This window comes from Myxococcus sp. AM009 (genome assembly GCF_013372605.1).
Classification (GTDB): domain Bacteria; phylum Myxococcota; class Myxococcia; order Myxococcales; family Myxococcaceae; genus Myxococcus; species Myxococcus vastator.
On record NZ_JABXEP010000039.1, the window covers coordinates 14,022 to 39,545 of the forward strand.

21 protein-coding genes are annotated in these 25,524 nt (G+C 70.3%); 8 read left to right on the plus strand and 13 right to left on the minus strand.

The features are described from left to right. Position 1: 1 nt before the first annotated feature. Complete coding sequence (locus tag HV824_RS12450) at positions 2-529, minus strand: hypothetical protein (RefSeq protein WP_176417070.1); 528 nt, start codon at positions 527-529, stop codon at positions 2-4. A gap of 170 nt (positions 530-699) precedes the next feature. Between HV824_RS12450 and HV824_RS12455 the strand changes: the two genes are divergently transcribed. Further along, a complete protein-coding gene (locus tag HV824_RS12455) occupies positions 700-1,734 on the plus strand; it encodes a hypothetical protein (protein ID WP_255207986.1) in 1,035 nt (344 codons plus the stop codon). Positions 1,735-1,740: 6 nt separating this feature from the next. Here HV824_RS12455 and HV824_RS12460 read toward each other — a convergent pair whose 3' ends face one another. Next, positions 1,741-2,208: a universal stress protein gene (locus HV824_RS12460; protein WP_176423356.1), complete on the minus strand. Its 468-nt coding sequence runs from the start codon at positions 2,206-2,208 to the stop codon at positions 1,741-1,743. A 155-nt stretch (positions 2,209-2,363) separates the two neighbouring features. On the opposite strand from HV824_RS12460, the gene HV824_RS12465 reads away from it, so the two are divergent. After that, positions 2,364-3,221 (plus strand): SDR family oxidoreductase, encoded by an 858-nt coding sequence (locus HV824_RS12465; RefSeq protein WP_176423357.1) that lies wholly within the window; start codon positions 2,364-2,366, stop codon positions 3,219-3,221. Between the two features lie 16 nt (positions 3,222-3,237). Here HV824_RS12465 and HV824_RS12470 read toward each other — a convergent pair whose 3' ends face one another. The 7 genes from HV824_RS12470 to truD form a co-directional block, all read right to left on the minus strand. Then, positions 3,238-4,032, minus strand: coding sequence for a serine protease (locus HV824_RS12470; protein ID WP_176417066.1), 795 nt, complete (start codon positions 4,030-4,032; stop codon positions 3,238-3,240). 287 nt (positions 4,033-4,319) lie between these two features. Next, on the minus strand, positions 4,320-5,837 hold the full coding sequence (locus HV824_RS12475; protein WP_176417065.1) for an FAD-dependent oxidoreductase: 1,518 nt from the start codon (positions 5,835-5,837) through the stop codon (positions 4,320-4,322). After that, positions 5,834-7,180 carry a 2Fe-2S iron-sulfur cluster-binding protein gene (locus HV824_RS12480; protein WP_176423358.1) on the minus strand — a complete coding sequence of 449 codons (1,347 nt, stop codon included), beginning with the start codon at positions 7,178-7,180 and terminating at the stop codon, positions 5,834-5,836. The genes HV824_RS12475 and HV824_RS12480 overlap by 4 nt, the downstream gene beginning before the upstream one ends. A gap of 233 nt (positions 7,181-7,413) precedes the next feature. Beyond that, positions 7,414-8,898, minus strand: a complete 1,485-nt coding sequence (locus HV824_RS12485; RefSeq protein ID WP_176423359.1) for a hypothetical protein — start codon at positions 8,896-8,898, stop codon at positions 7,414-7,416. 7 nt (positions 8,899-8,905) lie between these two features. Next, entirely contained in the window at positions 8,906-9,409 is a 504-nt protein-coding gene (locus tag HV824_RS12490) for a hypothetical protein (protein WP_176417062.1), read from the minus strand. Further along, a complete protein-coding gene (locus HV824_RS12495; protein ID WP_255207990.1) occupies positions 9,406-9,975 on the minus strand; it encodes an RNA polymerase sigma factor in 570 nt (189 codons plus the stop codon). Before HV824_RS12495 ends, HV824_RS12490 begins: the two co-directional genes overlap by 4 nt. 111 nt (positions 9,976-10,086) lie before the next feature. Continuing rightward, positions 10,087-11,724 carry a tRNA pseudouridine(13) synthase TruD gene (gene truD / locus HV824_RS12500; protein WP_176417060.1) on the minus strand — a complete coding sequence of 546 codons (1,638 nt, stop codon included), beginning with the start codon at positions 11,722-11,724 and terminating at the stop codon, positions 10,087-10,089. A gap of 70 nt (positions 11,725-11,794) precedes the next feature. On the opposite strand from truD, the gene HV824_RS12505 reads away from it, so the two are divergent. The 4 genes from HV824_RS12505 to HV824_RS12520 all read left to right on the plus strand — a co-directional run bounded on the left by HV824_RS12505 (position 11,795) and on the right by HV824_RS12520 (position 17,729). Beyond that, on the plus strand, positions 11,795-12,706 hold the full coding sequence (locus tag HV824_RS12505; RefSeq protein WP_176417059.1) for a hypothetical protein: 912 nt from the start codon (positions 11,795-11,797) through the stop codon (positions 12,704-12,706). Positions 12,707-12,785: 79 nt separating this feature from the next. Beyond that, positions 12,786-14,447, plus strand: a complete 1,662-nt coding sequence (locus HV824_RS12510; protein ID WP_176417058.1) for an adenylate/guanylate cyclase domain-containing protein — start codon at positions 12,786-12,788, stop codon at positions 14,445-14,447. Beyond that, the gene (locus tag HV824_RS12515; RefSeq protein WP_176417057.1) at positions 14,444-16,687 is read left to right on the plus strand and encodes a serine/threonine-protein kinase; all 2,244 of its coding nucleotides are present in this window, start codon (positions 14,444-14,446) and stop codon (positions 16,685-16,687) included. Before HV824_RS12510 ends, HV824_RS12515 begins: the two co-directional genes overlap by 4 nt. Before the next feature lie 109 nt (positions 16,688-16,796). Next, positions 16,797-17,729, plus strand: a complete 933-nt coding sequence (locus tag HV824_RS12520) for a hypothetical protein (RefSeq protein WP_176423360.1) — start codon at positions 16,797-16,799, stop codon at positions 17,727-17,729. 7 nt (positions 17,730-17,736) lie between these two features. Here HV824_RS12520 and HV824_RS12525 read toward each other — a convergent pair whose 3' ends face one another. The 4 genes from HV824_RS12525 to lspA all read right to left on the minus strand — a co-directional run bounded on the left by HV824_RS12525 (position 17,737) and on the right by lspA (position 23,371). Further along, the gene (locus HV824_RS12525) at positions 17,737-20,103 is read right to left on the minus strand and encodes a hypothetical protein (protein WP_255207988.1); all 2,367 of its coding nucleotides are present in this window, start codon (positions 20,101-20,103) and stop codon (positions 17,737-17,739) included. 133 nt (positions 20,104-20,236) lie between these two features. After that, positions 20,237-21,826 carry a sigma 54-interacting transcriptional regulator gene (locus HV824_RS12530; protein ID WP_176423362.1) on the minus strand — a complete coding sequence of 530 codons (1,590 nt, stop codon included), beginning with the start codon at positions 21,824-21,826 and terminating at the stop codon, positions 20,237-20,239. Between the two features lie 13 nt (positions 21,827-21,839). Beyond that, a complete protein-coding gene (locus HV824_RS12535; RefSeq protein WP_176423363.1) occupies positions 21,840-22,673 on the minus strand; it encodes an MBL fold metallo-hydrolase in 834 nt (277 codons plus the stop codon). Positions 22,674-22,861: 188 nt separating this feature from the next. Continuing rightward, positions 22,862-23,371, minus strand: coding sequence for a signal peptidase II (lspA, locus tag HV824_RS12540; RefSeq protein ID WP_176417052.1), 510 nt, complete (start codon positions 23,369-23,371; stop codon positions 22,862-22,864). A gap of 104 nt (positions 23,372-23,475) precedes the next feature. On the opposite strand from lspA, the gene HV824_RS12545 reads away from it, so the two are divergent. Next, positions 23,476-24,057 (plus strand): tRNA-uridine aminocarboxypropyltransferase, encoded by a 582-nt coding sequence (locus HV824_RS12545; RefSeq protein ID WP_176417051.1) that lies wholly within the window; start codon positions 23,476-23,478, stop codon positions 24,055-24,057. Between the two features lie 462 nt (positions 24,058-24,519). Further along, complete coding sequence (locus HV824_RS12550; protein WP_176417050.1) at positions 24,520-25,518, plus strand: radical SAM protein; 999 nt, start codon at positions 24,520-24,522, stop codon at positions 25,516-25,518. Positions 25,519-25,524: the final 6 nt, after the last annotated feature.

The window sequence follows — 25,524 nt, forward strand, 5'->3', positions numbered from 1 at the left end:
CTCAGACGTCTTTGTCGTCGCGCTCGTCGACGATGTGGCAGCCGGTCTCCTCGTCGAGCGCGTCTTCAATGAAGCCGCGCACGATGTCCCGGCCGCCAATCTCGAAGGAGAGGCTGACCTTGTCGCCCTTGACCGCCTCATCCAGATCCACCTTCAGCCGTCCCCCCAGGGCGATGGCGTTCCCTTCGACGGCGGCGCCCTTGTGGACGCGGACCTCTCCGCCCAGGGACACCGCGCTGCCTGTCACCCGGGCACCGGCTTCGATGATGACGCGGCCCCGGATGGCGACGACGTCCTCCACCACCGCGCCCTTGCGGACGATGACGTTGCCCTCCACGGCGACGCCGTCCTTCACCTTCTCACCCGCTTCGATGATCAGGTCCGTGCCCTGGACGGCGCGGCTGCCGTCCTTTGACTGCGTGGCGCACACCACTTTCCACTTCTGGGGTGGCTTCGCGTCGTCCTCGGCGAGGGCAGGGGTGGCGAGGGTGAGCCCGAGGGCCAGAGCGGCAAAGGGGGACGAGCGCATGCGAGGCTCCTGTGAAAGCCGTGACACCGCTGCATACGCGCCCGTCCGGAAACGATTGCGTGCCCAGGCCCGTCGCGTTCCCGGCGTACGGCTTGCACACTTCAAGTTCCACCTCCACCCGGGAACACGTCCTGTCCGCCACGCCCCTTCGAGATGATGACGTCCGTGACTTGAGCATCTGGGGGTATGCCCTGGGCTACTTCGTGGCCTATGCCCCCTACAGCGCGCTGACGAAGGCGCTGTCCGGAGGCGCCTTGCCCGGCATGGGGCAGGGCATCTCCGGCTTCACGCTCCTGCCGGTGAGCACCGCGGCCTCGCTGGTGGGGATGTTCGCCTTCCTCACGTGGATGCGCTGGTGGCGTCACGCGGGGCACCGTCAGGTGCTGGGCCTCCAGGTGCCGGTGCCGGGGCGGTGGACGCTGCTGTCGGGGTTCTGCTCGGCGGCCATCATTGGCACCACGACGCTGGCGTACACCCTGCCGGGGGCGTCCATCGTCTTCATGATGCTGCTGATGCGCGGCGGCGTGCTCGTCCTGGCGCCGCTGGTGGATGTCCTCAGTGGACGGCGGGTGCGCTGGCCCTCCTGGGTGGCCTTGGGCTTGAGCTTCGCGGCGGTGTCGGTGGCCGCGGGCTCGTCGGTGAGCCCCACGCTGACGCTCCTGGCCACGGTGGACGTGGGCGTGTACCTGGCGGCCTACTTCTTCCGGCTGCGCGCCATGAGCCAGCTGGCCAAGTCCGGTGAACGTGAAGTCTCCATCCGCTACTTCGTGGAGGAGCAGATGGTGGCCACGCCGGTGCTGGTGAGCACCCTGGCGATGCTGGCCCTCATCGGCGGCGACGGCGTGCTCGGGGACATCCGCGACGGCTTCACCGGGGCCTGGTCGCGAGGCCACCTGGCCTCCGAGGTCGCGGTGGGACTGCTGTCGCAGGCCACCGGCATCTTCGGCGGCCTCATCCTCCTGGACGGGCGGGAGAATGCCTTCTGCGTGCCGGTGAACCGCGCGTCCAGCGTGCTCGCCGGGGTGGTGGCCACGGTGGTGATGTCCGTCACGCTGGGGCAGCCGGGCGCGGGGGCCCTGGAGCTGGTGGGCGCCGCGCTCGTCGTCGCATCCATGGCGGTGCTGGCCGTGCCCACGGTGCTGGCCGCGCGGCGGAAGGCAGGGGCGCAGACCGCTCCTCCGGTGGTCTCCGCCCCGGGGCCATGAGGCGCGTCAGCGCGGTTTCTGCTCGGACAGGTGGATGGTGAGCACCGGGCAGGACGCGCGGGCGACGACCTTCTGCGCCACGCTCCCCAACAGCAGGCGAGGGAGGCCACGCCGGCCGTGGGTGCCCATGACGATGAGGTCGCACTTCTCCTGCTCGGCGAGGTCCAGGATGGTGGACGCCGCCTCACCCACGACGATTCGCTGGCTCATGGGGACGCCGGGTGGCTCACCCTGGTTCACCTGCGCCGTCAGCTCCTTCGTCGCTGTCTCCACGGCGACGTGCTCCAGGGATTGGGAGCTCCACCCAGGCGCGGCCACCAGCAGGTCGGGCGCCACGTACTGGGGCGGCTCCCAGGCGTGGACCACCTCGACCGAAGCATTGAAGGGCCGCGCGAGCTTCACCGCGTAGTCGATGACCTCCCGGGAGCCATCCGACAGGTCCACGGGAACGAGGATTCGGGAAACAGTCGCCATGTCTTCTTTTCTGGGCATGACCCGCTCCATATGGAAGCGCCGTGCCAGCGCCTCGCCGGCTGTCCGCTGGCCGGGCGTGCAAACCTTGCGGAGGGAGCGGCAGACCGCGCAAGGCGTGCGCACGATGGGCACCTCAACGAACGGAGGATTTTGTCATGCGTCCTCTCCCCATCGACCAGGGAACCGTGCTCATCATCGGCGCGGCCCGAGGGATTGGCCGGGAGCTTGCCCGGCTGCTTGCGCGTCGCGTTCGGACCCTGGTGCTCGTGGACCGTGAGGCCCAGGCACTGGAGCCCCTGCGCGAAGACCTGTTGCTGCACTACCCGACGCTGGGCGTGCTCGTCGAATCCTGCGACGTCTGCGACCCCCGGCAGGTGGACGCGCTGCTCGCTTCGCTGGAGACGCAGTTCGTCCGCGTGGACGTGCTGGTGAACAACGCCGCGGAAGGTGACCAGGCGCTGTATGCCCAGGAGGGCTGGGAGCGCGTGGAGGCCATGCTGCGCGCCAACGTCTGGGTGCCCGCGCTGCTGACGCACCGGCTGCTCAAGCCCATGTTGGAGCGGGGGCGGGGCGGTATCCTCAACATCGGCTCCGGCGCGGCGCAGCTCATCCTGCCGGGCTCAGCCACCTTCGCCGCCACCCAGCGCTTCCTGGATGGCTTCACGGAGGCGCTGCGCCTGGAGGTGGAGGGGCAGGGCGTCACGGTGACGCGCGTGGCGCCGGGGCCGCTGTGGGAAGCGGGCATGGAGGGCACGGAGTCCCTGGCGCCGTTCTTCCACCTGTCGCTGGAGCGCTGCGCCCGCGAGGCGCTCGCCGGCTTCGAGCGCGGCGAGGCCCTGGTGTACCCGGGCCTGGGGCACCGGTGGGTGATGCGGCTGCTGCCAATGCTGCCACGCGGGCTCAAGCGGAGCCTGGGGCGGATGGCGCTGCGGGGCCTGCGGCGGGAGGCGTTGCTGCTCCCTGGGCAGGCCCCCAAGACGCTGCCGCTGTCGGGCGAGCCCTCACCCGCGTGACAGGCGTGGCTCGACGCTAGAGGCCAATCTCCGCCAGGCGCGCCTTCACGCGGGTGGCCTTCACGCCGGAGTTGGCCGTGCCGCGCCCTTGCGAGTTGCCGCCCAGGCCGTAGTGGTGCAGCCCCACCACCTGGTGCGAGGACGAGGACAGCACGGGCGAGCCGGACGAGCCGCCCAGCGTGTCCGCGTTGTAGGACAGGTCCGTGGTGCTGTAGTTGGCGTTGAGCACCACGCCCGGCGAGGACTTCTTCGTCGGCGTGCAGCCGCTCGACGTGTAGTAGTCGCAGTTCTGGTGGACCACGTAGATGCTGGAGTTGGTGGCGGCGTTGGCGCTGGCCACCGTCAGCCAGCCGTACACGTCACCCGGGAGCTGGCCGTTGGTGGCCGTGCAGCGCAGCGCCGTCATGTCGTCGCCAGCCCAGGTCCGAATCATCGTGCCGCAGTTGTACCAGACGCGGGCGGAGGAGCTGACGCCGTCCTCGTAGTTGAAGGACGCGCGCGCGCCGGAGGCCTGGGAGCTGCTGCCAACGCAGTGGTTGTTGGTGATGATGACGTCCCGCGACACCAGCCACGCCGTGCAGCGCGAGCCCACCGCCGGAATGGACAGGTAGCCCACCGCGCGTGAGCGCGTGCGCTGCGTGCCGGACAGGGTGGTGGCGCTCACCCAGTTCACCGAGCCCACGATGACGTTGGACTCTTGCGACTGCAGCGGCTCCTGGCCGTCCGCGTTGGGAACGTCGAGAGGTGCTTCGGTACCGCAGGCAGACAGGGCTCCCACCAGGAACAGCGCACGAACGCTCTTCGGGAACATCGGAACACCTCCTCGCGCTGAATTGCGCGGCGAGGCGCCAAGGCACGCGCCGTGCCATGCCACCACATTGAGCGTCTCCGCTCGGAGCGTTCATCGCGCCGGCATGCGCGACTGGTGCGTCCTTGTCCCGGCAATCCGGTTGTTGATGTAAAGGGATTTCACAATCTCACTGGGGTGGTCAGTGAAATTCGTGATTTGCGAGATTGTCCGGAGGTGACGCGGTCCGGGTCAATCCGTTCCCCAGCCGTTGTCTCCGGCCAGGACAGGCGCTGGAAAAGTACAGGGGCTCAGCCGATGACCATGTCCTCGCGCTCCAGGGTGCCGGAGCCGAAGTCCCGCGAATGGCCCGCCGCGTCGGAGTAGCGCCGGAGGTTGAAGCGGGTGAAGAGCTCGTCGGACTCGCCGGTGGCCATCCACTGGGCCATGCGCTCCGCGACGGCGGGGGCCATCATGAAGCCGTGGCCCACGAAGCCTGACATCTGGAGCAGGTTGTCCAGGCCCGGGGTGCGCCCCAGAATCGGGTTGTTGTCCGGCGTCACGTCGTAGCAGCCGGCCCACTGGCGCAGCACCTTCACGTGGCCCACCTGGGGCAGCTGCTCCAGCAGCGCCTGCGAGAAGCGCGACACGAAGCGCAGGGTGCTGCCCATGTTGAGGCCCGCGGGCTCCTTGGCGTCACCCATGCCGCCCACGATCTCACCGCGCATGGACTGGCTGAAGTACAGCCCGCTGTCGAGCACGGACACCAGCGGCGTCAGGAAGGGCTTCAGCGGCTCGGTGCTGAGGATTTCGTGCCGGTGCGGCTCGTTGGGCAGCTTCACGTCCGCCAGCTTCGCCACCTGGGGGCTCCAGGCGCCGGCGGCCAGCACCACGGTGTCGCAGGCGATGTCGCCGCGCGTCGTCTTCACCTTGCGCACCTGGCCGCCGCTCGTTTCAAAGCCGGTGACGTCCGTGTACGTCTCCACGCGGACGCCGCGCTTCTGGCAGCCCTGCGCGTAGCCCCACAGGAAGGGCCAGGGGAAGATGACGCCGTCCTCCGGATTGTAGGACGCGATGAGGCTGTTCTTCATCGTGAGGCCGGGGACGATGCCGCGCGCCTCGTCGGGGGTGATGAGCCGGGTGGGGACGCCGAAGCGGTTGTGCAGCGAGACGTTGCGCTCCAGCCGCTGGGCCACCGGCTTCGTCTTCGCCAGGAAGATGTAGCCCCCCTGGCGCAGCCAGACGTTGATGCCCAGCTCGCGCGCGAAGCCCTTCATCAGCTCGATGGAGCGCTTGGCCAGCTCCACCAGCGAGGGCGTGCCCCACTGCATGCGCACGCCGCCGCCGTTGCGGCCAGACGCGCCCGCGCACAGGTAGCCGCGCTCCAGCACCACCACGTCCGTCTCACCGGCGCGCGCCAGGTTGTACGCCAGCGCCAGGCCCATGATGCCGCCGCCGATGATGACCACCTTCGCCTTCGCGGGCACCGGGCCCTCCGGGCGCAGCGCGGCGGGGAAGGCGTCCACTTCCTGGGGCAGCCCGCCCACGGGCGGCTGGGACTCGTCCACGGGCGCGGAGGCCAGCATCCGCAGCTCGGTGGGGTAGAGCGGCGGGCGCGGCGTGAAGGGCACCACGGCCGCGGGCTTGAGCGCCTTCTCCTTCTCCAGCAGCGCGGCCACCGCCGCCGCGCAGCTCTTGCCCTGGCAGATGCCGGTGCCGAAGCCGGTGTAGCGCTTCACCGACTCCACGTCGCGGAAGCCCCGGGACACCGCGTGACGGATGTCGTCCACGGTGACGTCCTCACAGGAGCAGATCATCGCCTTGCTCATGACAGTCCTCCCACCAGCGCCTGGGCCGCGCGCCGTCCGGCCGCCGCCGCTTCCCGCGCCGAGCCTCCGCCCGTGACGTCCCCCGCCGCGTACACGTCCTGTGCCTGGGTGCGTCCGTCCGCGTCCGTCTCCACCACGAAGAGCCCGCGCTGCGCGTCGAACGGCACCTTCGCGCCGCCCTGCCGCGCCAGCTCGAAGCTGGGGCTGACGGGGACGGAGACCAGCACCGCGTCACACGACACCTTCTCCCGGCCGCCGCCTTTGCGCGTGTAGCTGAAGGCGCTCACGCCGCGCAGGCCATGGGCCTTGGGCTCATCGCCGCGCACCGCCGTGGCATGGGCGCCCGGTGGCGGCGGGTCCCGCAGGTCCACCACCGCCACCACCTTCGTGCCGCGCTCCTGGAGCAGGTTCGCCAGCGCGTGCAGCTCCGCGCCCCAGCCCACCAGGGCCGCCGTCTGGGGCGCCACGTCGTAGCGGCGCAGCAGGAGGCTGGCCGCGCGGCCGGCGTAGACGCCGGGCAAGTCGTTGTTCTCGAAGGGCAGCGTGGGCGGATGGCCGCCGGGCGTGAGCAGGAAGCGCTCCGAGTACACCTTCACCAGGCGCGGCGCGTCCGCCTCCCAGGTGCCCACCGCGAGGAAGCGCCCCGCCTCGTCGTCGTACAGGCCCAGCGCGGTGGCCCGCGTGAGCACGCTGCTGGGTGGGATGCGGTGGACGTCGTCCAGGCTGGGGCCGCCGGCCTCCGGCGCGCCGTTCGCGAGCCGGCCACCGAGCGCGTCGTCCCGCTCAATCAGGAGGAAGCCCACGTCCCGCTCGGTGAGCACGCGCGCCGCCGCCAGGCCCGCCGCGCCGCCGCCCACCACCGCCACGCGGGTGCGCACCGTGCGCGCGGGCGCCGTCACCGGCGCGGGCGTCTTGGGCAAGAGGCCCAGCCCCGCGAGCTGCCGCGCCACCTTGGCCATCACCTGCTCGGCCACCGGCACGCCGGCGAACATCTCGTGGTGGTCCATGCCCTTGGGGAAGGCCCAGTCGATGCTCTCGAAGATGTCCACCTTCGCGGAGGGGTAGGCGTTCTGCCGCTCCAGCTTCATGCCGTCCCGCGCGGGCGTGCGGCACGCGTAGACGTTGGGCACGCCGTCCACCCGCATCAGGCAATGCGAGCAGGCCCCGGCGAAGCAGTAGGGGCCTCGCGGCCGGTGGTACTTGATGGAGCGGGCGAGCAGCGGCTCACCCGCGGCAATCAGCGAGCACGCCACCGGCTCACCTTCGATGGCGGGGAGGCTCTCGCCCTCGAGGTCCACGGTGATGGCCCGGCCGCGCGGCGGTACGTCGGGAAGGCGTCGCATATGGGTGCGCGCAAAATGGCTTAGGCGGACCGGGCGGTCAAAGCCTCTGACGGCATGACGCGCAATGCCCAACACGCCTGGCTGACAGGCGCGGTGATGGCGCGCCCGAGCCTGGCTAAGGCGCACACCGTAAAACGAGCGGGGACCGTCCCGGGCGTGGGGCGCCCGGGACAGTCCCCGTGAAGGCTCGCGTCGGTGCGTGACGCGCCGGGCAAAGCACCCGGCAATCCCTGTCAGACAGGCTGCTCGCTGGACGGGATGATGGGCTCGGGCATGCCCTGCGGCCGGTGCCCGAAGCGGGTGCGGACCACCGCGCCCAGGGCCATCAGCCCGACCAGCGTGGTGAGGATGGGGCCGAAGATGGGGAGCGCGCCCACCACCATCAGCACCAGCAGCCCCAGGGCCAGCACCACCGCCTGCGTCTTCCGGCCGCGGAGGATGGGCAGCCTCGTGCCCAGCTCGCTCGCCACCGCCGCGTAGCCGAGCGCCGCCGCCAAGGGGGCCGCCATCCACAGCACCAGCGCCACCGGGATGCCGATGATGGTGATGCACAGCACCACCGTGAGGGGAAGCATCGCCAGCAGTCCCACGAAGCCGGTGAGCCCTGTCTGCACCGGCTTGCGGCGCACCTCCTCACCCAGCTGCTTCATGCGCGCGGGGAAGAACATCTGTCCCAGGAAGCCGAGCCCGAAGAGCACCGCGAAGGTGAGGATGAAGCCCGCCAGGCCCGCGCCGTCATCGTCGCGGTCCCTCCGGTCTTCGTCAGGGTCCTTGGCTTCCTTCACGCCCTTCTTGATTTCGCTGGCCACCATGCGACCAATGCCCGCGCCGCCGAAGGACTCGATGCTGCCCTCCACCCGGGCGTCGTCGTCGCGCTCCACGGAGCCGCCAAAGGCAGACACGTCGCCTTCCACGTGGGCGTCCGGCCCCAGGATGACGTTGCCGCCGAAGGCGTGGGCGTCCCCGTCCACGCGGCCGTGGACCTCCAGGTTGCCGCCGAAGGCGACCGCGTCATCCCTGACGTGGCCGTTGACCACCAGGTTGCCGCCGTACACCACGGCGCTCTCCACCGCCTGGCCTTCCTTCACCTCCAGGCTCTGTCCGCGCGCCACCACGTTGCGGCTGCCGTTGCGGCGCATCGTGCGCCGCACCTCGTCGCGGGCCCGCTTCATCTCGTCCCGGGCGCGCTTCATTTCCTCCCGCGTCTCCTCGGAGAACGCGTCCGGGAGGTCGGGAATCGGAGGGATGGGCGGTGCCGCCATCACGGGCGGGGCCTCCGGCGCGGGCGGAGCGCTGGGCGCGGTTGGAGCCTCCGGCGCGGGCGGGGCCTCCGGCGCGGCGGGCGCGACGTGGGCGTTGGCCGCACCCGATTCGGCGGCGTGCTTCTCCTGCGCCGTCATGGGTCGCAGCGTGAAGATGGTGCCGTCCTGGTCCAGCCGCAGCGAGTAGGCGCGGGCCACGGTGCGCAGGGCCTGGTTCGCCGTGACGTGGCGGACGTGGACCTCGGCGGGCACGTCCAGGTCACCGGTGACGACCAGGTTGAGGCCGCCCTTGTCGGCGATCGTCTTGAGGGCGTCGCGCAGGGTGCCGCGGAAGCTGATGTCGACGGTGCTCGCGGCGGGCGCCGTCACGCCGGCCTGGGGCGCCGTGTCCTGGGCAAGCGCCAGGGGGGCGCCGAGCAGCAGAGCGGGGAAGAGGATTCGAGAGAGGATCTTCATGGTTCGCTCACGCTTCGGAAGGAGAGGGACCGGTGCCGACGAGCCGCTTGAGGCCGTACAGCGACGTCAGCAGGAGGAAGGCGAGGGAGCAGGCCACCGTCAGGCCCGCGGTGGTCCACAACGCGTTGGCGCCGCTGAGGACGCCTTCGACGAAGGGCCGCCCCTGCACCAGCACGGAGGCCAGCCCGGTTCCCAGCCGGCCGAGCGCCTGGTCGCTCATCACCAGGTAGCCCAGCCCGCCCAGCATCGACGTCAGCAGGATGGCCAGCCCGGACCAGACCTCACGGCGCCGGGGCACGGGCTCGGCGGACACGCGCGCCATGACGCTGGCCACCAGGGTGGGCGGAGGGAGGGGGTCCGCCAGCCGGTACAGGTCCTGCTCCATCAGCCGGTGCTCTTCCAGGACGGCGGCGCAGGCGGCGCACTCGGCGGCGTGGTCCAGCGCGGGCCCTTCACCGGCTTCCAGCTCCGTGAAGAGGACTTCGAGGTCCGGACACAGGTGGGGATTCATCGCGGCGCCTCCTCCGTGGTCATCTTCTTGCGCAGCTTCTCACGAGCCCGGAAGAGCCGGGCCATGATGGTTCCAGGCGCACAGCCCATGATCTGGGCGATCTCCTTCGTCGTGCGCTTCTGGACGTAATAGAGGGCGAGCACCTCCCGGTCGTCGACGGACAGGGTGGCCATGGCCTCCTCCAGCGACTGCCGCTCCTCGCGGGCGATGGCGCCATCCTCCTGCGACGCCTCGCCGCTGGGGATCAGCTCCTTCATGGGCTCCAGCTCCTCGGTGCGCACCTTGGTGCGGCGGCGGAGCAGGTCCAGGCAGAGGTTGCGGGTGATGGCGAGCACCCACAGGTCGAACGGGCGCGCGTCGTCGTAGCGGTGGAGGTTCTGGTAGGCGCGAAGCAGCGCTTCCTGCGCCACCTCCGCGGCCTCGGCCTCGCGCTGGAGCAGCCGCAGCGCCAGGCCGTAGACGGGGCGCTGCACGCTGCGAACCAGGGCCTCGAAGGCGGACGGGTCGCCTCGTCGGGCGGCCTGCACGTCCGCTTTCCAGGGAAGCGGCGGGGCTTCCTCAGCCATCAGCATCCCGATGGCATGGGCGAGCGTCCCGGGAGCGTCGTCGAGGGCAAGAGCGTTCACGCCTTGTCCTACGGCGCGCCCGTCCGCCCATTGCATCCGGGCGAGACATCTCTATTTCTTCCGTGATTTCGCGGGTTTGGATTTCTGGGCGCGCTGGGCCGCGGTCTCCGCGCGGGCCGTCTCACGGGCGTCCTTGCGCTGGCGCTGGCGCTCGCGGAAGCCCACGGGCGTGGCGGGCTCCTCCGGGGCCGCGGGCCTGGCCTCGGGGGCCTTGGCGGCCAGGGTGCGGGCGCGGCCCGAGGTGGGCTCCAGGAGCTCCGGTTCCCGGGGACCGGTGCGGCGGCGGCCGGGCGCGCCAGCAGCGCCCCGGGCATCGCGGTTTCCAGCGGGCGCGCGCGTGTCGCGGTCTCCGGACGAGCGGCGGCGGGGCTCCGCGCCACGGCTTCCGGCGCGTGCGCCGTCCGTGTCACGGCGGGGCGGGCCCCGGCGGCTGGAGGGCTCGTGCGCGGCGGCGGCGGCTTCGGCCTCCACCAGCTTCGGACGCTGCGAGGCGCGGATGGTCTCCGCGCTGTCCTCCGCGTAGTCGAAGTGGAACAGCCGCTTGACGACCAGGGTGGCGTAGGCGCCAGGCGGCAGGGTGAAGGCGATGTTGACCTTGATGTCGTCGCGGCTGAGCTCGTCCACCTGCGTGCGGCCCACGACGAGCTTGTGCGGGAACGACAGCAGGGGCCGCTCCTCGTGCTTGAAGTAGAGCCTGCGCTCGGCGCCGGGGACCTGCAGGTCCGACAGCTGGAGCTTCTCGCGGCCCAGCACCCAGCGCACGGCCTCCTCCACCTTCGGATCGCTGAACGTCGAGTTCGGCGCGAGCAGGGGGAAGGTGGCGTCGCGCAGCGTGCGGAGCACCTCCGGGCTGGCGTCGCGGTGGAACAGCAGCGTGCCGGCCTGGTAGCGCATGGGGAAGAGGTGCTCGCGCGGCAGCATTAGCTGGAGGTAGCGCCGCACGCCCTCGTTCCAGAGGAAGCTCTGGAAGGTGAAGATGAGCATCGCGCGGTAGTCCGCGTCGATCTGCATGAAGGCGCGCAGGTAGTCACCCGGCTGGTCGCGCAGGGACTTGAGGACGCGGTGGTACTTGCGCGTGCCCTCATACGGGACGCGCGCGTCCCAGCGGCCCCAGTTCTCCCTCCAGAAGGCCTTGATCTTGGCGTCCTCCGTCCGGTCCAGCTCGGACGGCTTGGCCATGTAGTTGTGCAGCGCGGCCTCGAAGTCGCCCCGGATGAGGTCCTTGGCGATGAAGCCCTGGCCGTGCTTCAGCGAGCCGAAGCGCTGGCTGTCGAAGTAGTTGATGACGCCCAGGCGGTTGACCTCGGCGGTGGCCACGTTGAGGGGCCCCAGCGACGCGGGCTGGAGCGAGCGCACCGTGACGGAGAAGCGGTTGGAGGTGATGTTGGCGGCGGACAGCGGCTTGTCCGTGCGGCCCAGGTACTTCAGCCGCAGGTCAGGCTCCTGCATGTCCACGTCGGTGCCGTCCACCGCGATGATCTGCTCGGTCCGGCCCTGCTTGTCCTTGAGGCCGCAGTAGCTGATGGCGCCGGGCTTGAGCCCGAACGCATCCCGCAGCCGCGTCACCGCGTCGAAGGTGGACAGCTTCTGCTTGTCCATCAGGTAGACGCGGTGACGTCCCGAGTCGACTTCGTCGAAACGGTATGACTCCTTGACGGAGAAGTCCTCGGGCTTTTGTTTGATTCGCACGGCGCCCCCTTACCAGCGCGGCGCCCCGGAATGAAGCATCTGCGCCAGAAAGGGGATAACGTGACTTCTCATGCGAATCCTTCCCCTGCTGCTCCTGGCCCTGGCCCCAGGGTGTGCCTCCACGCTGTCCACGCAGCAGACCGCCCGGACGCTGGCGCCGGGGCAGGTGCAGGTGACGGGCGGGGCGGGGTTCTTCATCCCGGTCGGCACGCTGGTCCGGGTGGTGGACGCCGGCAAGCGTGAGGGCGAGGCGGCCCGGGACGCGGTGGAGAATGACCGCCCCTACACGCTGAGCGAGGAGGCGCAGCAGGAGCTGCTGACGGCGGGCGTGGCGCTGATGGTGGCCCCGCCGGGCGTCAATCCGGAGCTGATGGTCCGGGTGGGCGTGGTGGACCGGCTGGACGTGGGCCTGCGCTACAGCGGCATCTCCCTGCGCGGGGACCTGAAGTTCCAACTGGCCCATGGCGGGGATGAGGTGGGCCGCTACCTGGAGCTGGGGCAGCGCTCCTACGACATGTCGCTGGGGGTGGGGGTGTCCCGGCACTTCTTCAGCAGCCCGGTCCTGGACGTGCTGGAGGTGGTGGAGATGGGCGAATTCAGCCGCTACGACGTGGAGGTGCCCCTGTACCTGAGCGCGGACTGGGGGGACGTCTTCAAGCTCTACGCGGCGCCCAAGTACATCTACAGCCGGACCCGGCTGGACGCCCGGCTGGTGGACTACGCCCAGCAGGGGAAGCCGGTGTCGGGCTTCGACGCGACGCTCCCCGCCTCGGTGGGCAGCCACTTCGTGGGCTCCACGCTGGGCATCGCCGTGGGCTACCGGTACGTCCACCTCTTCGCCGAGGTGACGGGGGGCTACTTCCGGAGCAGGCCCCAGCTCTTCGGGATGAAGCGGGACCTGGGCGGGGTGACGGTGATGCCGTCGGTGGGGCTGGCCATCCGGATGGGCGGCTCGGACCGGAAGCCGACGGCTGGCCGCTGACCAGGCGTGCAGTGGTGATTCCGAGCGTTCCCCGGTGACGATGGGCTCTGGTAGTGTCCGGGCCGGTGAGGATTTCCGCGTGAGCCAGTCCCCCGTCCCCTTCGCACCCAAACCCGGGCAGCTTCGTGGCCCCCGTCTGACAGGGCGCTTCGCGGACGGCACGCTCGGAGAGTTTCCCCTGGGGCCGGCGACGTCCCTGGGCCGGCATCCGTCCAACACGCTGCGGCTGGTGGACCGGGAGGTCTCCAAGGAGCACGCGGTCATCGAGCGCGTGGGCAAGGACTTCCTCCTCAAGGACCTGGGCTCGTCCAACGGCACCTTCGTGAATGGCCGCCGGGTGAAGGAGCTCAAGCTGCGCGACGGGGACGAAATCTCCCTGGGCGCCTCGCGGCTCATCTTCCACAGCGGCGAGCCGGTGGCGCCGGCCACCCTGCCCACCGCGCCGGGCGTGACGGTGGTGGCGCAGTCCATCTCCATGCCGGCCTTCCTGGCGCAGATGGACCAAGTGCCGCAGAACTTCCGACCCGCCGAGCAGGTGACGGACGTGGAGGCGCTGCGCCGCGACTACGAGAAGCTGCGCATCGCCCATGAGTTCCACCGGCAGGTGAGCCTGCAGGGCAGCCAGACGGGGCTCTTCGAGCAGATCCTCAAGGTGGCCTTCCAGTTGCTGGCCGCGGACCACGGCGTCATCCTGAAGGTGGCCGCGGACGGCGAGTTCATCCCGTCGGCGGTGCACCACCGCTCCGACAAGGCCGTCAACGTCATGCTGTCCGACACCGTGCTCAAGCGCGTGGTGGAGACGGGCAAGGCGGTGCTGACGGCGGACGCCATCATCGACGAGCGCTTCTCCGCGGCGGAGAGCATCGTCGCGCAGGGCATCCGGTCCGCCATGGCGGTGCCGCTGAAGGTGAACGGGAAGATTCAAGCGGTGCTCTTCCTGGACAGCCGGCAGCAGATCAACGCCTTCTCGGAGAAGGATTTGACCATCCTCTCCGGCATCGCCTCGCAGGCGAGCATCGCGCTGGAGAACGCGGCGCTGGCCGAGCAGATTCGCGCCGAGGCCGTGACGCGCGCGGAGCTCAGCCGCTTCCTGTCCAAGGCCGTCGCCGACGCGGTGATCGCCGGCGAGACGGAAGACCTGGCGCAGAGCCGGCTGGCGGAGGTGAGCTGCCTGTTCGCCGACATCCGCGGGTTCACCACCATCTCGGAGAACGACTCTCCGCAAGAGGTGGTGGACATGCTCAACGCCTTCTTCACCGCCATGGCCGGGGTGGTGTTCCGCCACGAGGGGAACCTGGACAAGTTCATTGGGGACTGTGTCATGGCCGTCTGGGGGCCGCCGTTGTCGCACCCGGATGACGCCGCCCGCGCGCTGCGGGCCGCCCTGGAGATGCAGGACGCCGTGCAGGAGCTGAACCGCCGCCGCGTGGACGCGGGCAAGCAGCCCATCGAGGTCGGCGTCGGGGTGAACACCGGGCAGGCCGTTGTCGGCTACATGGGCAGCGCCGAACGCCATGAGTTCACCGCCATTGGCGACACGGTGAACACGGCCTCGCGCCTGTGTGGCATGGCGAAGAGCGGTGAGGTGCTGGCCTCCGAGTCCACGGTGCGCAAGGCGGGCGCCGGCTTCGACGTGGAGGGGCTGCCGGCCCTCCAGGTGAAGGGCAAGGAGAAGGCCGTGCCGACCTACCGCGTCCACGGGCTGGAATACACCACCGCCGCCTCCTCACGCCGCGCATGAGCCCGACGACGCAGGCCTGCCCCAACTGCGGCCATCCCCACGACATCCGCGTCTACGTGAGCGGCCAGCGTGTCCAGTGCCGCTGCGGCATCCGGTTCGAGGCCCGCCGGGGTGACGTGGCCGCCGAGGTGGCGCGCAACACGATGGTGCCCACCGGCAGCGGCCTCCAGGAGCGGCGTCCACCGGCCCATGGGACCTCCGGCGCGGTGACGGTGGTGCCCCACGCGGAGCCGGCGCCGGGCATCGACATTTCGCTCTCGCGCGTTTCGGAGCCCGTGGGCTCCGGGCCCCACGGCGGCGTGAATGGGCCGCCGGGCGTGGTGGCGCAGGAGAGCAGCGGGGTGGCCATGCCGTCTAGCAAGGGGAGCTCGGACGCGCCGGTGGACCCGACGCTGGTGCGCTCGTCCGCGAAGACGGGCTCGGGCAGCGCGCGCTCGGACCTGAACGGGCACGAGGACAGCACCTTCGTGGGGGGCGGCAAGGTGGACCTGCCGGGGTTCGAGCTGCTGGAGATGCTCGGGCGCGGCGGCATGGGTGAGGTGTGGCTGGCGCGGCAGCAGTCGCTGGGGCGCACGGTGGCGGTGAAGCTGCTGCCGCCGCGGCTGGCGAAGGACCCGGAGTTCGTCACGCGCTTCGAGAAGGAAGCCACGGCGCTGGCGGCGCTCAACCACCCGCACATCATCCAGATCATCGACCGGGGCGTGGCGGGCGAGCACTACTACTTCGTCATGGAGTACGTGGAGGGCCGCTCGCTGCGCGAGGCGATGTCGGCCGGGCTCACGCCGGAGAAGGGCATCAAGCTCCTCCTGGCGGTGGCGCGCGCCATCGAGTGCGCGCACGACAAGGGCATCATCCACCGCGACCTGAAGCCGGAGAACATCCTGCTGGACGGGCGTGGGCACGTGAAGGTGGCGGACTTCGGCCTCGCGGGCATCCGCGCGCCGGACTCACGCCTGCAGCTCACCGCGACGTCGGTGGCCATGGGCACGCTGAACTACATGGCGCCCGAGCAGCGCCGCGACGCGAAGAACGTGGACGGCCGCGCGGACCTCTTCTCGTTGGGCGTCATCCTCTATGAGGTGCTCACCGGAGAGCTGCCGCTGGGCCGCTTCAAGCTGCCCTCCGCGAGGGTGCCCGGGCTGGATTCGCGCGTGGACCCGGTGGTGGACCGCCTGCTGGAGCAGGACCCGGCCGCGCGTTATCAGAAGGCCGGTGAGCTGTGCGCCGCGCTGGAGGCGATGACGGCCACCAGCTCCGCGCCGGGCATTCCCCAGGGCGAGCTGGACGGGCGCCTGGTGCCCGCGGCCGCGCGGTCGGTGCGGCCGGCGCGGCAGACCGCGCTGTCGCGTCAGCTCCGTTCAGGCTGGCGGCGCGTGCGCGGTGGCCTGTCGGTGGTGGGCGGACTGGCGCTGCTGGGCTTCGCGGTCCGGTGGTTCGTGGGGCCGGTGAGCCTCCACCTGGGCGAGGACCAGGGCGTCATCATCGGCACGAAGGGGGTCCGGGTGAAGCCCGGCAACCAGGTGCTGCCGCCGAACACCTACGGCGAGGTCTTCTCCACGCTCTCCTTCGCGGCGCCCGCCAAGGCCGGGGGCACCTCGCGCCTGGAGCTGGGCTTCAACGAGGGAAACGAGGAGATCAACGTCCACAGCGGCCAATGGCGGCTGGTGGATGGGGAACTCCAGGCCCTGCAGGCGGGCAAGGAGACCAACGGGCGGCGGCTGGTTCCGCGCGCGTACATCGCGCAGCGCTACTTCTCCTCCAACGAGTTCACGGCCGAGGTGCTGATGGACGTGGCGGCGCTGGGGCAGGAGTACGCGCAGGACGCGGACGCGCAGCACTACGGCGAGCTGGCGTTCCGCATCAAGGACCTGCAGGTCTCCGCGTTCGCCATTCCGGACGTAGGCATGCGGCTGTCGTGGCGCTACTTCATGCCGGACGGCCGTGAGGTGGTGGGCAACAGCGCGCAGGACACGGAGGCGCTCGTCGAGGACGAGATGCCGCTGCCGGCCCACGGCCCCTACCAGGTGCGGCTGCAGCTGCGCCGGAACAGCTCGGGCGTGCTGGTGGAGGCGTTCCTCAACAATGAGCGCTTCGCCCGCAAGCTGCTGGTGGGCCTGGAGGACCGGGTGGGCAAGGTGGCCCTGGGCTGCCGCAACCTGTCCTGCTCGTTCGATGACCTGAAGGTCCGAGGGCACCTGATGCCCCGGCCCGTCCGCCGCGTCGCCGCCAGCCCCGAATAGCAGCCCACACGGGCAGGCGGAGGCTTGCGCGGACGCCGCGTCATCCCCACCTTGCGCTCGGCAGGCTTCGCCACGCGGGTGGCCATGCCCAAGCCTGCAGGGGGACGCGATGGAGCTATGGCGCATGGCGCTGGCGCCGGTCTACGCGGCGTGCCTGTTGGGGTTGTTGGTGGCGGCCTTCGCCTACGGGCGCAAGGACGCGGCGCCGCGTCCCTACCGCGTGCCCTTGTTGTGGTTTGGACTTCTGGCGGGGGCGTCGCTCGTCGTGCTGCGGCACGTCCAGGGGACCGGGGCGGTGCTGGCCTCGGAGACGGCCGTGAAGGCCCTGGGCTCTGTCCTGCTGGTGCTGGCCGCAGGGTTGGCGCTGCGGGGCGCCTGGGCACGGACGCGCGCCAAGGTGCTGCGGGGCTCGGCGCCGGTGCCGTTGGAAGAAGCCGTGGCGGCCCTGCGCGCCGGAGCGTCGCCGGGCTGGGGCGTCTACCACGGCGTCCTGGACGCGGAGTCGACGTTGACGTCGCCCGGCGGCGTGCCGTGTGCCTTCTTCGACGCGGAGGTTCGCGAGGTGGCGGCGGACGGCCAGCGCGGGGCGCTGCTGTCTCGTGAGCGCGCGTATGCGCCGGTGCTGGCGCTGCGGGGCCAGCGCGTCAGCGCCTCCGTGTCGTTTTCGCCCGCGTCGCTGATGGCCCCGGTGGAGGTCCGCCGGTGCAAGGCGCTGCCAGGCACGGTGCCCGCGTCCTGGTATCAGACGGCGCATCCTGGGGCGGCGAACGCTCCTCCCACCGGCGCCGCCGGACCCGAGGCCCTGTCCTGGGAGCGCGTGGGCGCGGTGGGCGAAGCCTGCCTCGTGGTGGGCGAGCTCCGCCGAGGCCCTGTCGAGGGCAGCTACGTCCTGGGCGGCCGGGAGGGAGGCCCCGCGCTGGTGGTGCTGGGGCCGCAGGCGCCGGCCACCCGTGAGACGCTGGCGCGCCGGGCCTGGCGGCACTTCGCCGCGGCCGGGGTGTTGTCCATGGCCGCGGCCGTCGTCCTGTCACGGGCGCTGTGAGGCGCGCTCAGTCGGCCCGGGTGTTCCCGGTGCCGCGTGTGGTGGAGAACACGAGCTGCTCCTCGCTGTCCGCCACTCGCACCGTGAGGGTCCGCTCCATGCCCGCGAGGCCCAGCGGCGTGGTCTGCGCCAGGTCCGCGAGCAGCGAGCCCGCGGCGCGCAGGTGGAAGCCGGTGGTCCACATGCCCTCCAGCTCGCCGAACACGGTGCGCAGCTCGTCCGGGGCCTTGCGCTCGTCAATGGCGCGGCGCAGGCGCACCATGCCGCTCACGAAGCTCCGGCACCGCGTGAGCGTGTTGGGGTTCTTCGAGATGACCTCCGCGAAGCTGAAGTTGCCGCCGCCCGGACGCCACTCGCTCTCGATGAGCTGCAGGTCCTTGCCCAACTCGCGCACCGTGGGGTCCTTCTGGAAATACCATTTGGCGATCTGCGCCGCGCGGCTGGGCGACAGGTCACTCAGCATGAGGCTGCCTTGCTCCTGCACCTCGCGGAGGTAGGCCTCCCAGATGGGGGCGTAGACGGCGCGCCGGAACTCGGGGGAGGCGCGGGGGAGCTGCTCGCTCCAGGGCAGCGCGCGGGCCAGGGCGCGTGAGAAGCGCGACAGCTCGAGCGTCTGGATGCGGGGCACCAGGGCGCGGAACGAGTCATCCGCCATCTTCAGCTCGAGCCGCGTTTCGATGGGGTGCTTGCCCACGTCCTCCTGCATGACGCTGATGACGCTGGCCGCGTCCTTCGCGTCCAGCACGCCCCAGACGACGGCGTCATCCACCGCCTGCTGCAGGTCCTTGCGCGACAGCTTCTTCTGCCGTCCCCACAGCATCAGGTGCAGGCCGTAGCCGAAGTCGGAGGCGACGGGGGTGGGGGAGAAGCGCGTCATGTCCGCCTTCAGGTCCACCACCCACTGGCCGCGGGTGCCCAGCAGCTTGTCCTCGTAGCCCCGGCGGCCGAGGAACGCCATGCGCCGGGCGCCCTGGAAGTTCTCCTGCGTCACCCAGGACTGCTTGCTGACGTTCTTCGCCTTGAGCAGCTCGAACGAGCCAATCCCCAGGGAGAAGCCGTAGGCCTGCTGGCGCGTGAGCGTGGTGGCGTGGAGGTAGTTGCGCAGCTCGAACTCGCTCTGCTGGGCGGGGAGGCTCTTCATCCACTTCAGCAGCTCCACCAGGTTGCCCTTGAGCAGGGACTCGTGGAAGCGCATCGCGGTGACGTCCTCCACGACGACCTCCATCAGCGTGGAGGCCTCTGACAGGCGCAGGTATTCGTACTCGAAGCCCTCGGCGACCTGCGTGCGGACGGCGTTGTCCAGCGCCTCGGAGACGCGGGCCTTGAAGTCGGCCCAGGCCTGCGGGAGGTTGGCCGGGTCGGCCAGCTGCGGGTCGATGCCCAGCCGCTCCAGCACCTGGCCCAGCACCTTCTTCTGGGTGTCGTCCAGCTTCGCCTTGCTGGCCTTGTCCACCAGGCCGTCCATGAGCTCCACCGCGGTGGCGCCCTTCTTGGCGAGCTCGCGGAGGACGGGCCCCAGCAGCGCCTCCAGCACTTGGCCCAGCTGGGACTTCACCGCCGCCGGGTCCAGCAGCTCCACGGTGATGCCCAGGCCGGCGGAGAGCGCCTGCTCATGGGACTTCACCTTGCGCACGGCGACCTGGATGCGGCCGGCGCGGGGACGGGAGAAGCTGAGCTGGTAGTCGTCGGTGAGGGACACCCGGGCGGCGAGGCCGGCCTTGGCGCTGACCTTCAGCGCGAGCAGTTCGTTGCCGCGCAGGAAGCCCAGGCGGTTGAGGTTGGCGGGGAAGAGGTCCGCCCAGTTGAGCTCCAGCCGCGTGTGGAGCGCGCCGCGGGCCTGCCACGCCACCGCGTCCCCCGTGCCAAGCTTGGCCAGGTCGGTGGCCTGCATCAGCCGCAGCTCGGACAGGTCCGCGCGCACCGCCTCGCGCATGTTCTGCCCCAGCGGGTGCGCGCGGTAGTCGCTGAGCGTGACGGACAGCTCCGACTGGTTCTCGGAGGCGAGGAAGGACAGGCTGGCGCTCACGGCGGCCTTCACGCGCGCGGACACCTGGTAGCGCATCCAGCCCACGTCACTGCCCAGCAGCAGCTGGGGCCGGGGCCCTGACTCGGCGCTCTCCGGGCCCGACTCGCCGATGATGCCGTTTTCGTCCACGTCACCGGGCGAGTTGAAGTTGCGGATGGAGGCCTCGCCGGTGGTTTCGAAGGAGAGGGTGAGGCCGTGCATGGCCAGCTTGGGCGGAAGGATTTTCTCTTCCGTGAAGGTCCCCTGGGCCAGCGGCACCTTGATGTCCTGGTCCTGCAGCTTCACGTCGGGCACCTTGCCCGCCACGACGTCGGGAAGCTTCTCCAGCAGCTTGTTGACCACTTTCATGCGCATCCCCCTGGGCTGAAGCCTCCTGCTCGGTGGCCGGAGGTCTCTTCGTCGTACGCCGTTGCTCAGCTCGGAACAAGGCGGATACTCGAAAAGCCCGGTGGTCAGCGGAGACCTGCCCTGGAGGGAGGGGTCAGGGCTCGTCGCCCAGGCCGTACTCCTTGAGCTTGCGTGCGAGCGTGTTGCGGCCAATCTCCAGCACGCGGGCCGCGGCGGTGCGGTTGCCCTTCACGGCGTCCAGCACGCGCAGGATGTGGCGGCGTTCGACCTCCGCCAGCGACAGCAGGCCCGCATCCACGGGCGCGGGGGCCTCCGGCGCGTCGGCATCCTGGGCGGCGGCTGGAGGCGGCATGGCGGCCCGGTCGACGTCGGGCAGGGGCAGGTGCTCTTCGAGAATCTCCCCTTCGCAGAGCACCACGGCGCTCTCGATGCAGTTCTCCAGCTCCCGCACGTTGCCGGGCCAGCGGTAGCGCTTGAGCCGCTCCAACGCGGCGGCGCTGAGGCGGGGCGGCGTCAGCCGGTGCCTCCGGGCGACGGCGGCGACGAAGTGGCGGGCGAGCCGCTCGATGTCCTCCGCGCCGCGCTCCCGCAGCGGCGGCAGCACCACCTCGACGACCTTGATGCGGTAGTAGAGGTCCTCGCGGAAGCGGCCCTCGGTCACCATGCGGGCCAGGTCCCGGTGGGTGGCGGCGACGATGCGCACGTCCACCTTCACGGCCTGGGTGCCGCCCACGCGCTCGAACTCACGGTCCTGGAGGACTCGCAGCAGCTTGCCCTGCACGGGCAGGGGCAGCTCGCCAAGCTCGTCGATGAACACCGTGCCGCCACTGGCCGCCTCGAACTTGCCGGGCACGCGGTGGTCCGCGCCGGTGAAGGCGCCGCGCTCGTGGCCGAAGAGCTCGTTTTCGATGAGCGCGGCGGGCAGCGCCGCGCAGTCCACCTTGATGAAGGGCTGGTCCCTGCGGGGGCCGTTCACATGGACGGCGCGGGCGAACAGCTCCTTGCCGCTGCCACTCTCGCCGCGCAGCAGCACCGTCGCGTCGGTGGGCGCGGCCTTGCGCACCAGACGGTAGATGGCCTGGAGCTGCGGGGACTCTCCGATGATGCGGTTGAAGAAGTAGCCCACCGGCACCTGGGGCTGGTCCTTCGCGCGCTGGAGCTCCTGATAGAGGCTGGTGCCCTGGAGGGCGGTGCTCACCTGCGAGGCGATGGCGGTGAGCCGCTGCGTGTCCTCATCGGTGAAGCGATCCGCGCCGCGGCGGTTGAGGACCTGGAGCACGCCGTAGAGGGCGCCGTCCCCGTCGCGCAGCGGCACCGCGAGCAGGCTGGTGGTGCGGTAGCCCGTCATCCGGTCGATGTCCGCGAAGAAGCGCTGCTCGCCGCGCGGGTCCGGCACGTTGATGGCGTGGCCCGCCTCGGCGACGGTGCCGGCGACGCCCTGGCCCAGCTTGACGCGAATCTGGGACACCTCGGGCAGGTGCGCGGCGCGGCTGAACAGCTCGCGGCGGGCCGGGTCCAGCAGCCAGAGGGTCCCGCGGTCCGCCTGCAAGGTGATGGCGATGCGGTCCATCAGCGTCTGGAGGAACGCGTCGAGGTCCACCTCCCTGCCAACGAGTCCTCCGAAGGGGAGGAGGACCTGGGAGACTTCCGAGGAGGCTTGGGGCATGGCGGGCAACGGCGGAAGGACGAAGGCGGAGGCCGCACCATAACATCCGGAGGGCATGGGGCCGCCCTTCTCAGGCCGCGCGGCCCAGCACCAGCCGCTGGCCCTCTCGCGCGGGCTCGCAGACGGGGAAGAGCGCGCGCGCCTGCTCCGCCATGTCCTCGAGCACGTCGTCGCCGTGCGCCGGGTCATGGTGGAAGAGGCACAGCCGGCGCGCGCCCACGAGCCCGGCCACGCCCGCCGCGTCCATCATCGTCGAGTGGCCCCAGCCCTTCTTCGACATCCCCTTGCGGCCCTCGTATTCGTCCGGCGTGTACTGCGCGTCCAGGCATAGGACATCCGCGCCCTCGAAGAGCCGCCCCACCTCCGGGGCCAGGTCCTCCACGCGCACCTCCACGTCGGTGGCATAGACGAACGAGTGTCCATCCGCCTCCACGCGGTAGGCCAGACATCCCTGCGGGTGTGGCACGTCGATGGGCGTGACGCGAAAGGGGCCCACCTCCACGGGCCGGGCGTGCAGCGCGGAGCGGAAGTCCATCCGCGAGCGCATGGTGGAGAGCGGCACCGGGAAGTGGGGCGGTTGCATCTGCGCGGCCAGCTCGGACTGGAGCGCCTGGGCCCCATTCGCCCCCGGGCCGTAGAGCGTCAGCTCGGACGTGGGCAGGTATGCCGGCGTGAAGAAGGGGAAGCCCTGCACGTGGTCCCAATGCAGGTGCGAGAAGAAGAGCGTGGCCTTCTGGGGCGCGCCCTCGCGCATCATGACTTCGCCCAGCGCGCGGAGTCCCGTGCCCGCGTCCAGGATGAGCCGGTGGCCCTGGCTGGTGACTTCCACGCAGGCCGTGTTGCCGCCAATGCGCGAGCCCGACACCGCGATGCTCCCCCGAACGCCATGAAACCGGACTTCCATCGTGAGGCTCCTTGAATGGGGGGCCTCCGCCTGGGACGCCCTCATGCCCAGCGCTTCAGAGCACGGGGTGTGCCATTTCCAAGTGTCTGGAATCAGGAGCGCGAGCCACGGGGGGGCCTACCGGTGCTCCAGAATGGAGCGCGCCTGGCTGGTGCGGGCGATCCAAACTGGTGCTGAGGGCCCCGTGTCTACGCGGTGGCGGCGGGGGCTGGCTGCGGACGGCGGGAGTCGAAGGCCATCAAGATGGCGCCGACGACGAGCGCGGCGTCCGCGACGTTGAAGGCATACCAGGGGTTGAGCGGCCAGAACCCGAAGTCCGCGACGACGAAGTCCGTCACGCTGCCCAGGCGGACGCGGTCAATCAGGTTGCCGATACCGCCGCCGACGAGGCCGAGCGCGACGTGCAGCCGGTAATGGTCCGCGGGCGTCTGGCGGACCAGGTGGATGACCAGGAGGAAGACGGGGATGGCCACCGCGCTGAGGATGAGCTGGGCGTAGGGCAGCGACCGGAACATGCCGAAGGTGATGCCGGTGTTCTCCACGTACTGGAAGCGGAGGACGTCGCCGAAGACGCTCATGCCGAAGGCGCCCAGGGGCTTCACGTGCTCGCGGACCAGGACCTTCGTCCACTGGTCGAGGATGAGGAGCATCGTGGCCAGCCCGCCCACGACCAGGTACTTTCGACGGTCCGGAGTCATTGCGGCGCAGCCTCCTACAATTGCCGGGGCCCGACAACCACCCGGAGTCTCAGTCCGCCTGCCTGGGAAACGAGCGCTTCTGTTCCTCCAGAGGCAGCACCAAGATGGGGGCAGTGTCATCCCGTCTCGTCAGCCGCCCGCGGTGTTCCCGCTGCAACCTGTCGCTGCACCTGTGTCTGTGTGACGAGATCCCCCAGATCCACACACGGACGCGAATCCTCTTCCTGCAACACGTGATGGAGATCGCGAAGAAGAGCAACACCGGTGGTGTGGCCGTGCTGGCGCTGGTGAACTCGAAGCGCATCATCCACGGCGCACCCACGGGGAACTCGGAGCTGGAGCTGCTCTCCGAGCCCGGGACCTGGCTGCTCTATCCGGATGGGCCCGCCGCGCCCCCAGGTGCGCCCCCGCCGCGGCAGCTGGTGGTGCTGGATGCGAGCTGGTCCCAGGCCCGGCGGATGACCCAGCGGCTCCCCCTGCTGCGGACGCTTCCTCGCCTGGCGCTGCCGCCACCGGAGCCCGGCCTGCTTCGGCTCCGCGAGCCCTCGCACCCCTCCGGGATGTCCACCCTGGATGCCGTGGCTCGCGCGGTGGCGGCGCTGGAAGGGCCCGAGGTGGCCTTGCCCCTGGCGCGGCTGGCCGCGCTCCGGGTCCAGCGGATCGCCGAGTGTGGGACCTTGTATTGAGTCCCCCGGGAGCCGCGCTCCGCGCCGTGTCGTCGTGACGGGGCACGCGCTTGAGCGGGTATGGGGCGGCTCAGGATGTCTGTGATTGTGTTGCCGGGGGCTCGCGGCGGCGTCCGCCACCGCGATGTCAGAGGCGTGAGTTAAAGAGAATGCTGCCGCGGATGAGACGCCTTCGTGTACCTCATGAAAAATCAGGAAAACTTGCACTTGCGGACAAAGTAAAATTCACGTAACGTCTCTGTGACGTCAGCGTAGGCTGGCTCTTCTATTTTCAAGAAGTGATGAGGGGGAGGGTCCCCGGGAGCTTCGGGGGCGCTGCTGGGCGGATGTGGCTGTATCCATGCCGACGCCGGCATGGGCGCCCTCCTGGGTGCGGTGAGCCTTTCAATTGGGCGGCTCAGATTCGTCAACCAAGGCTCTGCGGCCCATTGATGGCTGCGAAGCCGTACTTCATTCCACGCCATGTCCGCACGCATCAGAGAGCGCCAGGAGAGCTGGGGCACCATCATCTACGACAACCTCCGCGATGAGTTCTCGGCGAAGGTGTTCGAGGGCTGTGTACCTGTGCCGCGAAGTCCCATCGGTTGTGGATGGCTGGTCACCGCGCCGTGCAACCTCAAATGTATCCACTGCTACGGGAACGTCGAGGACCTGCCGTCGAAGCGGCTCTCCACGCCCCAGCAGCTCAAGGTGGCCGACGAGATCATCCGCGCGGGAATCATGCGACAGATTCTCTCAGGCGGTGAGCCTTTGATGCGCCGAGACACCCTGAACGTCATCGACAAGCTCACGGACCATGGTGTCGCCACCATCCTCGGCACCAACGGCACCTTCCTGACGCAGCAGATGATGAAGACGGTGTCTCGCTGCACGCGCGTGGAGATCAGCCTCGATTCCATGGACGAGCGGGTCAACAACGAGATTCGCCCCAGCCGTAGCGCCAAGGGCAACACCTACCAGGAGACGCTCCGGGCCATGGGCCTGTGCGTGGACCATGGCGTGGCGCCGCGAATCCTGACCTGTCTCAACCGCCACAACAGCCAGCATGTCGAGGAGCTGGCCCAGTTCATCTACGAGCGGGGCATCCGCGACTGGGCCATCTCCTGGACGCTCTCCGCCGGCCGCGCCTATCACATCTACGGCGAGCTGATGCCCGAGGAGACGTCGCACGTCACCGCGGCCGTGGAGCGGCTGCGGGAGCGCTACCCGGACATGCAGATTCGCCTGTCGGACCGCACCGTCAACTACAGCCGCTACTACTTCCTCATCTGGCCAGACGGCATCATGGGCACCGAGGAGATCGTCACCGGCAAGAAGCTCTTCTTCAGCTCCCTGGTGACGGGCACCGTCCAGGACGGCTGGAGGCAAGAGAACTACGACCTGGACGCACACCTCCGGAAGTGGGTGGGGGACCGCATCGAGGTCATTCCCGTGCAAGGCCGCGAGCCCCTGGTCGCATAGGATGTC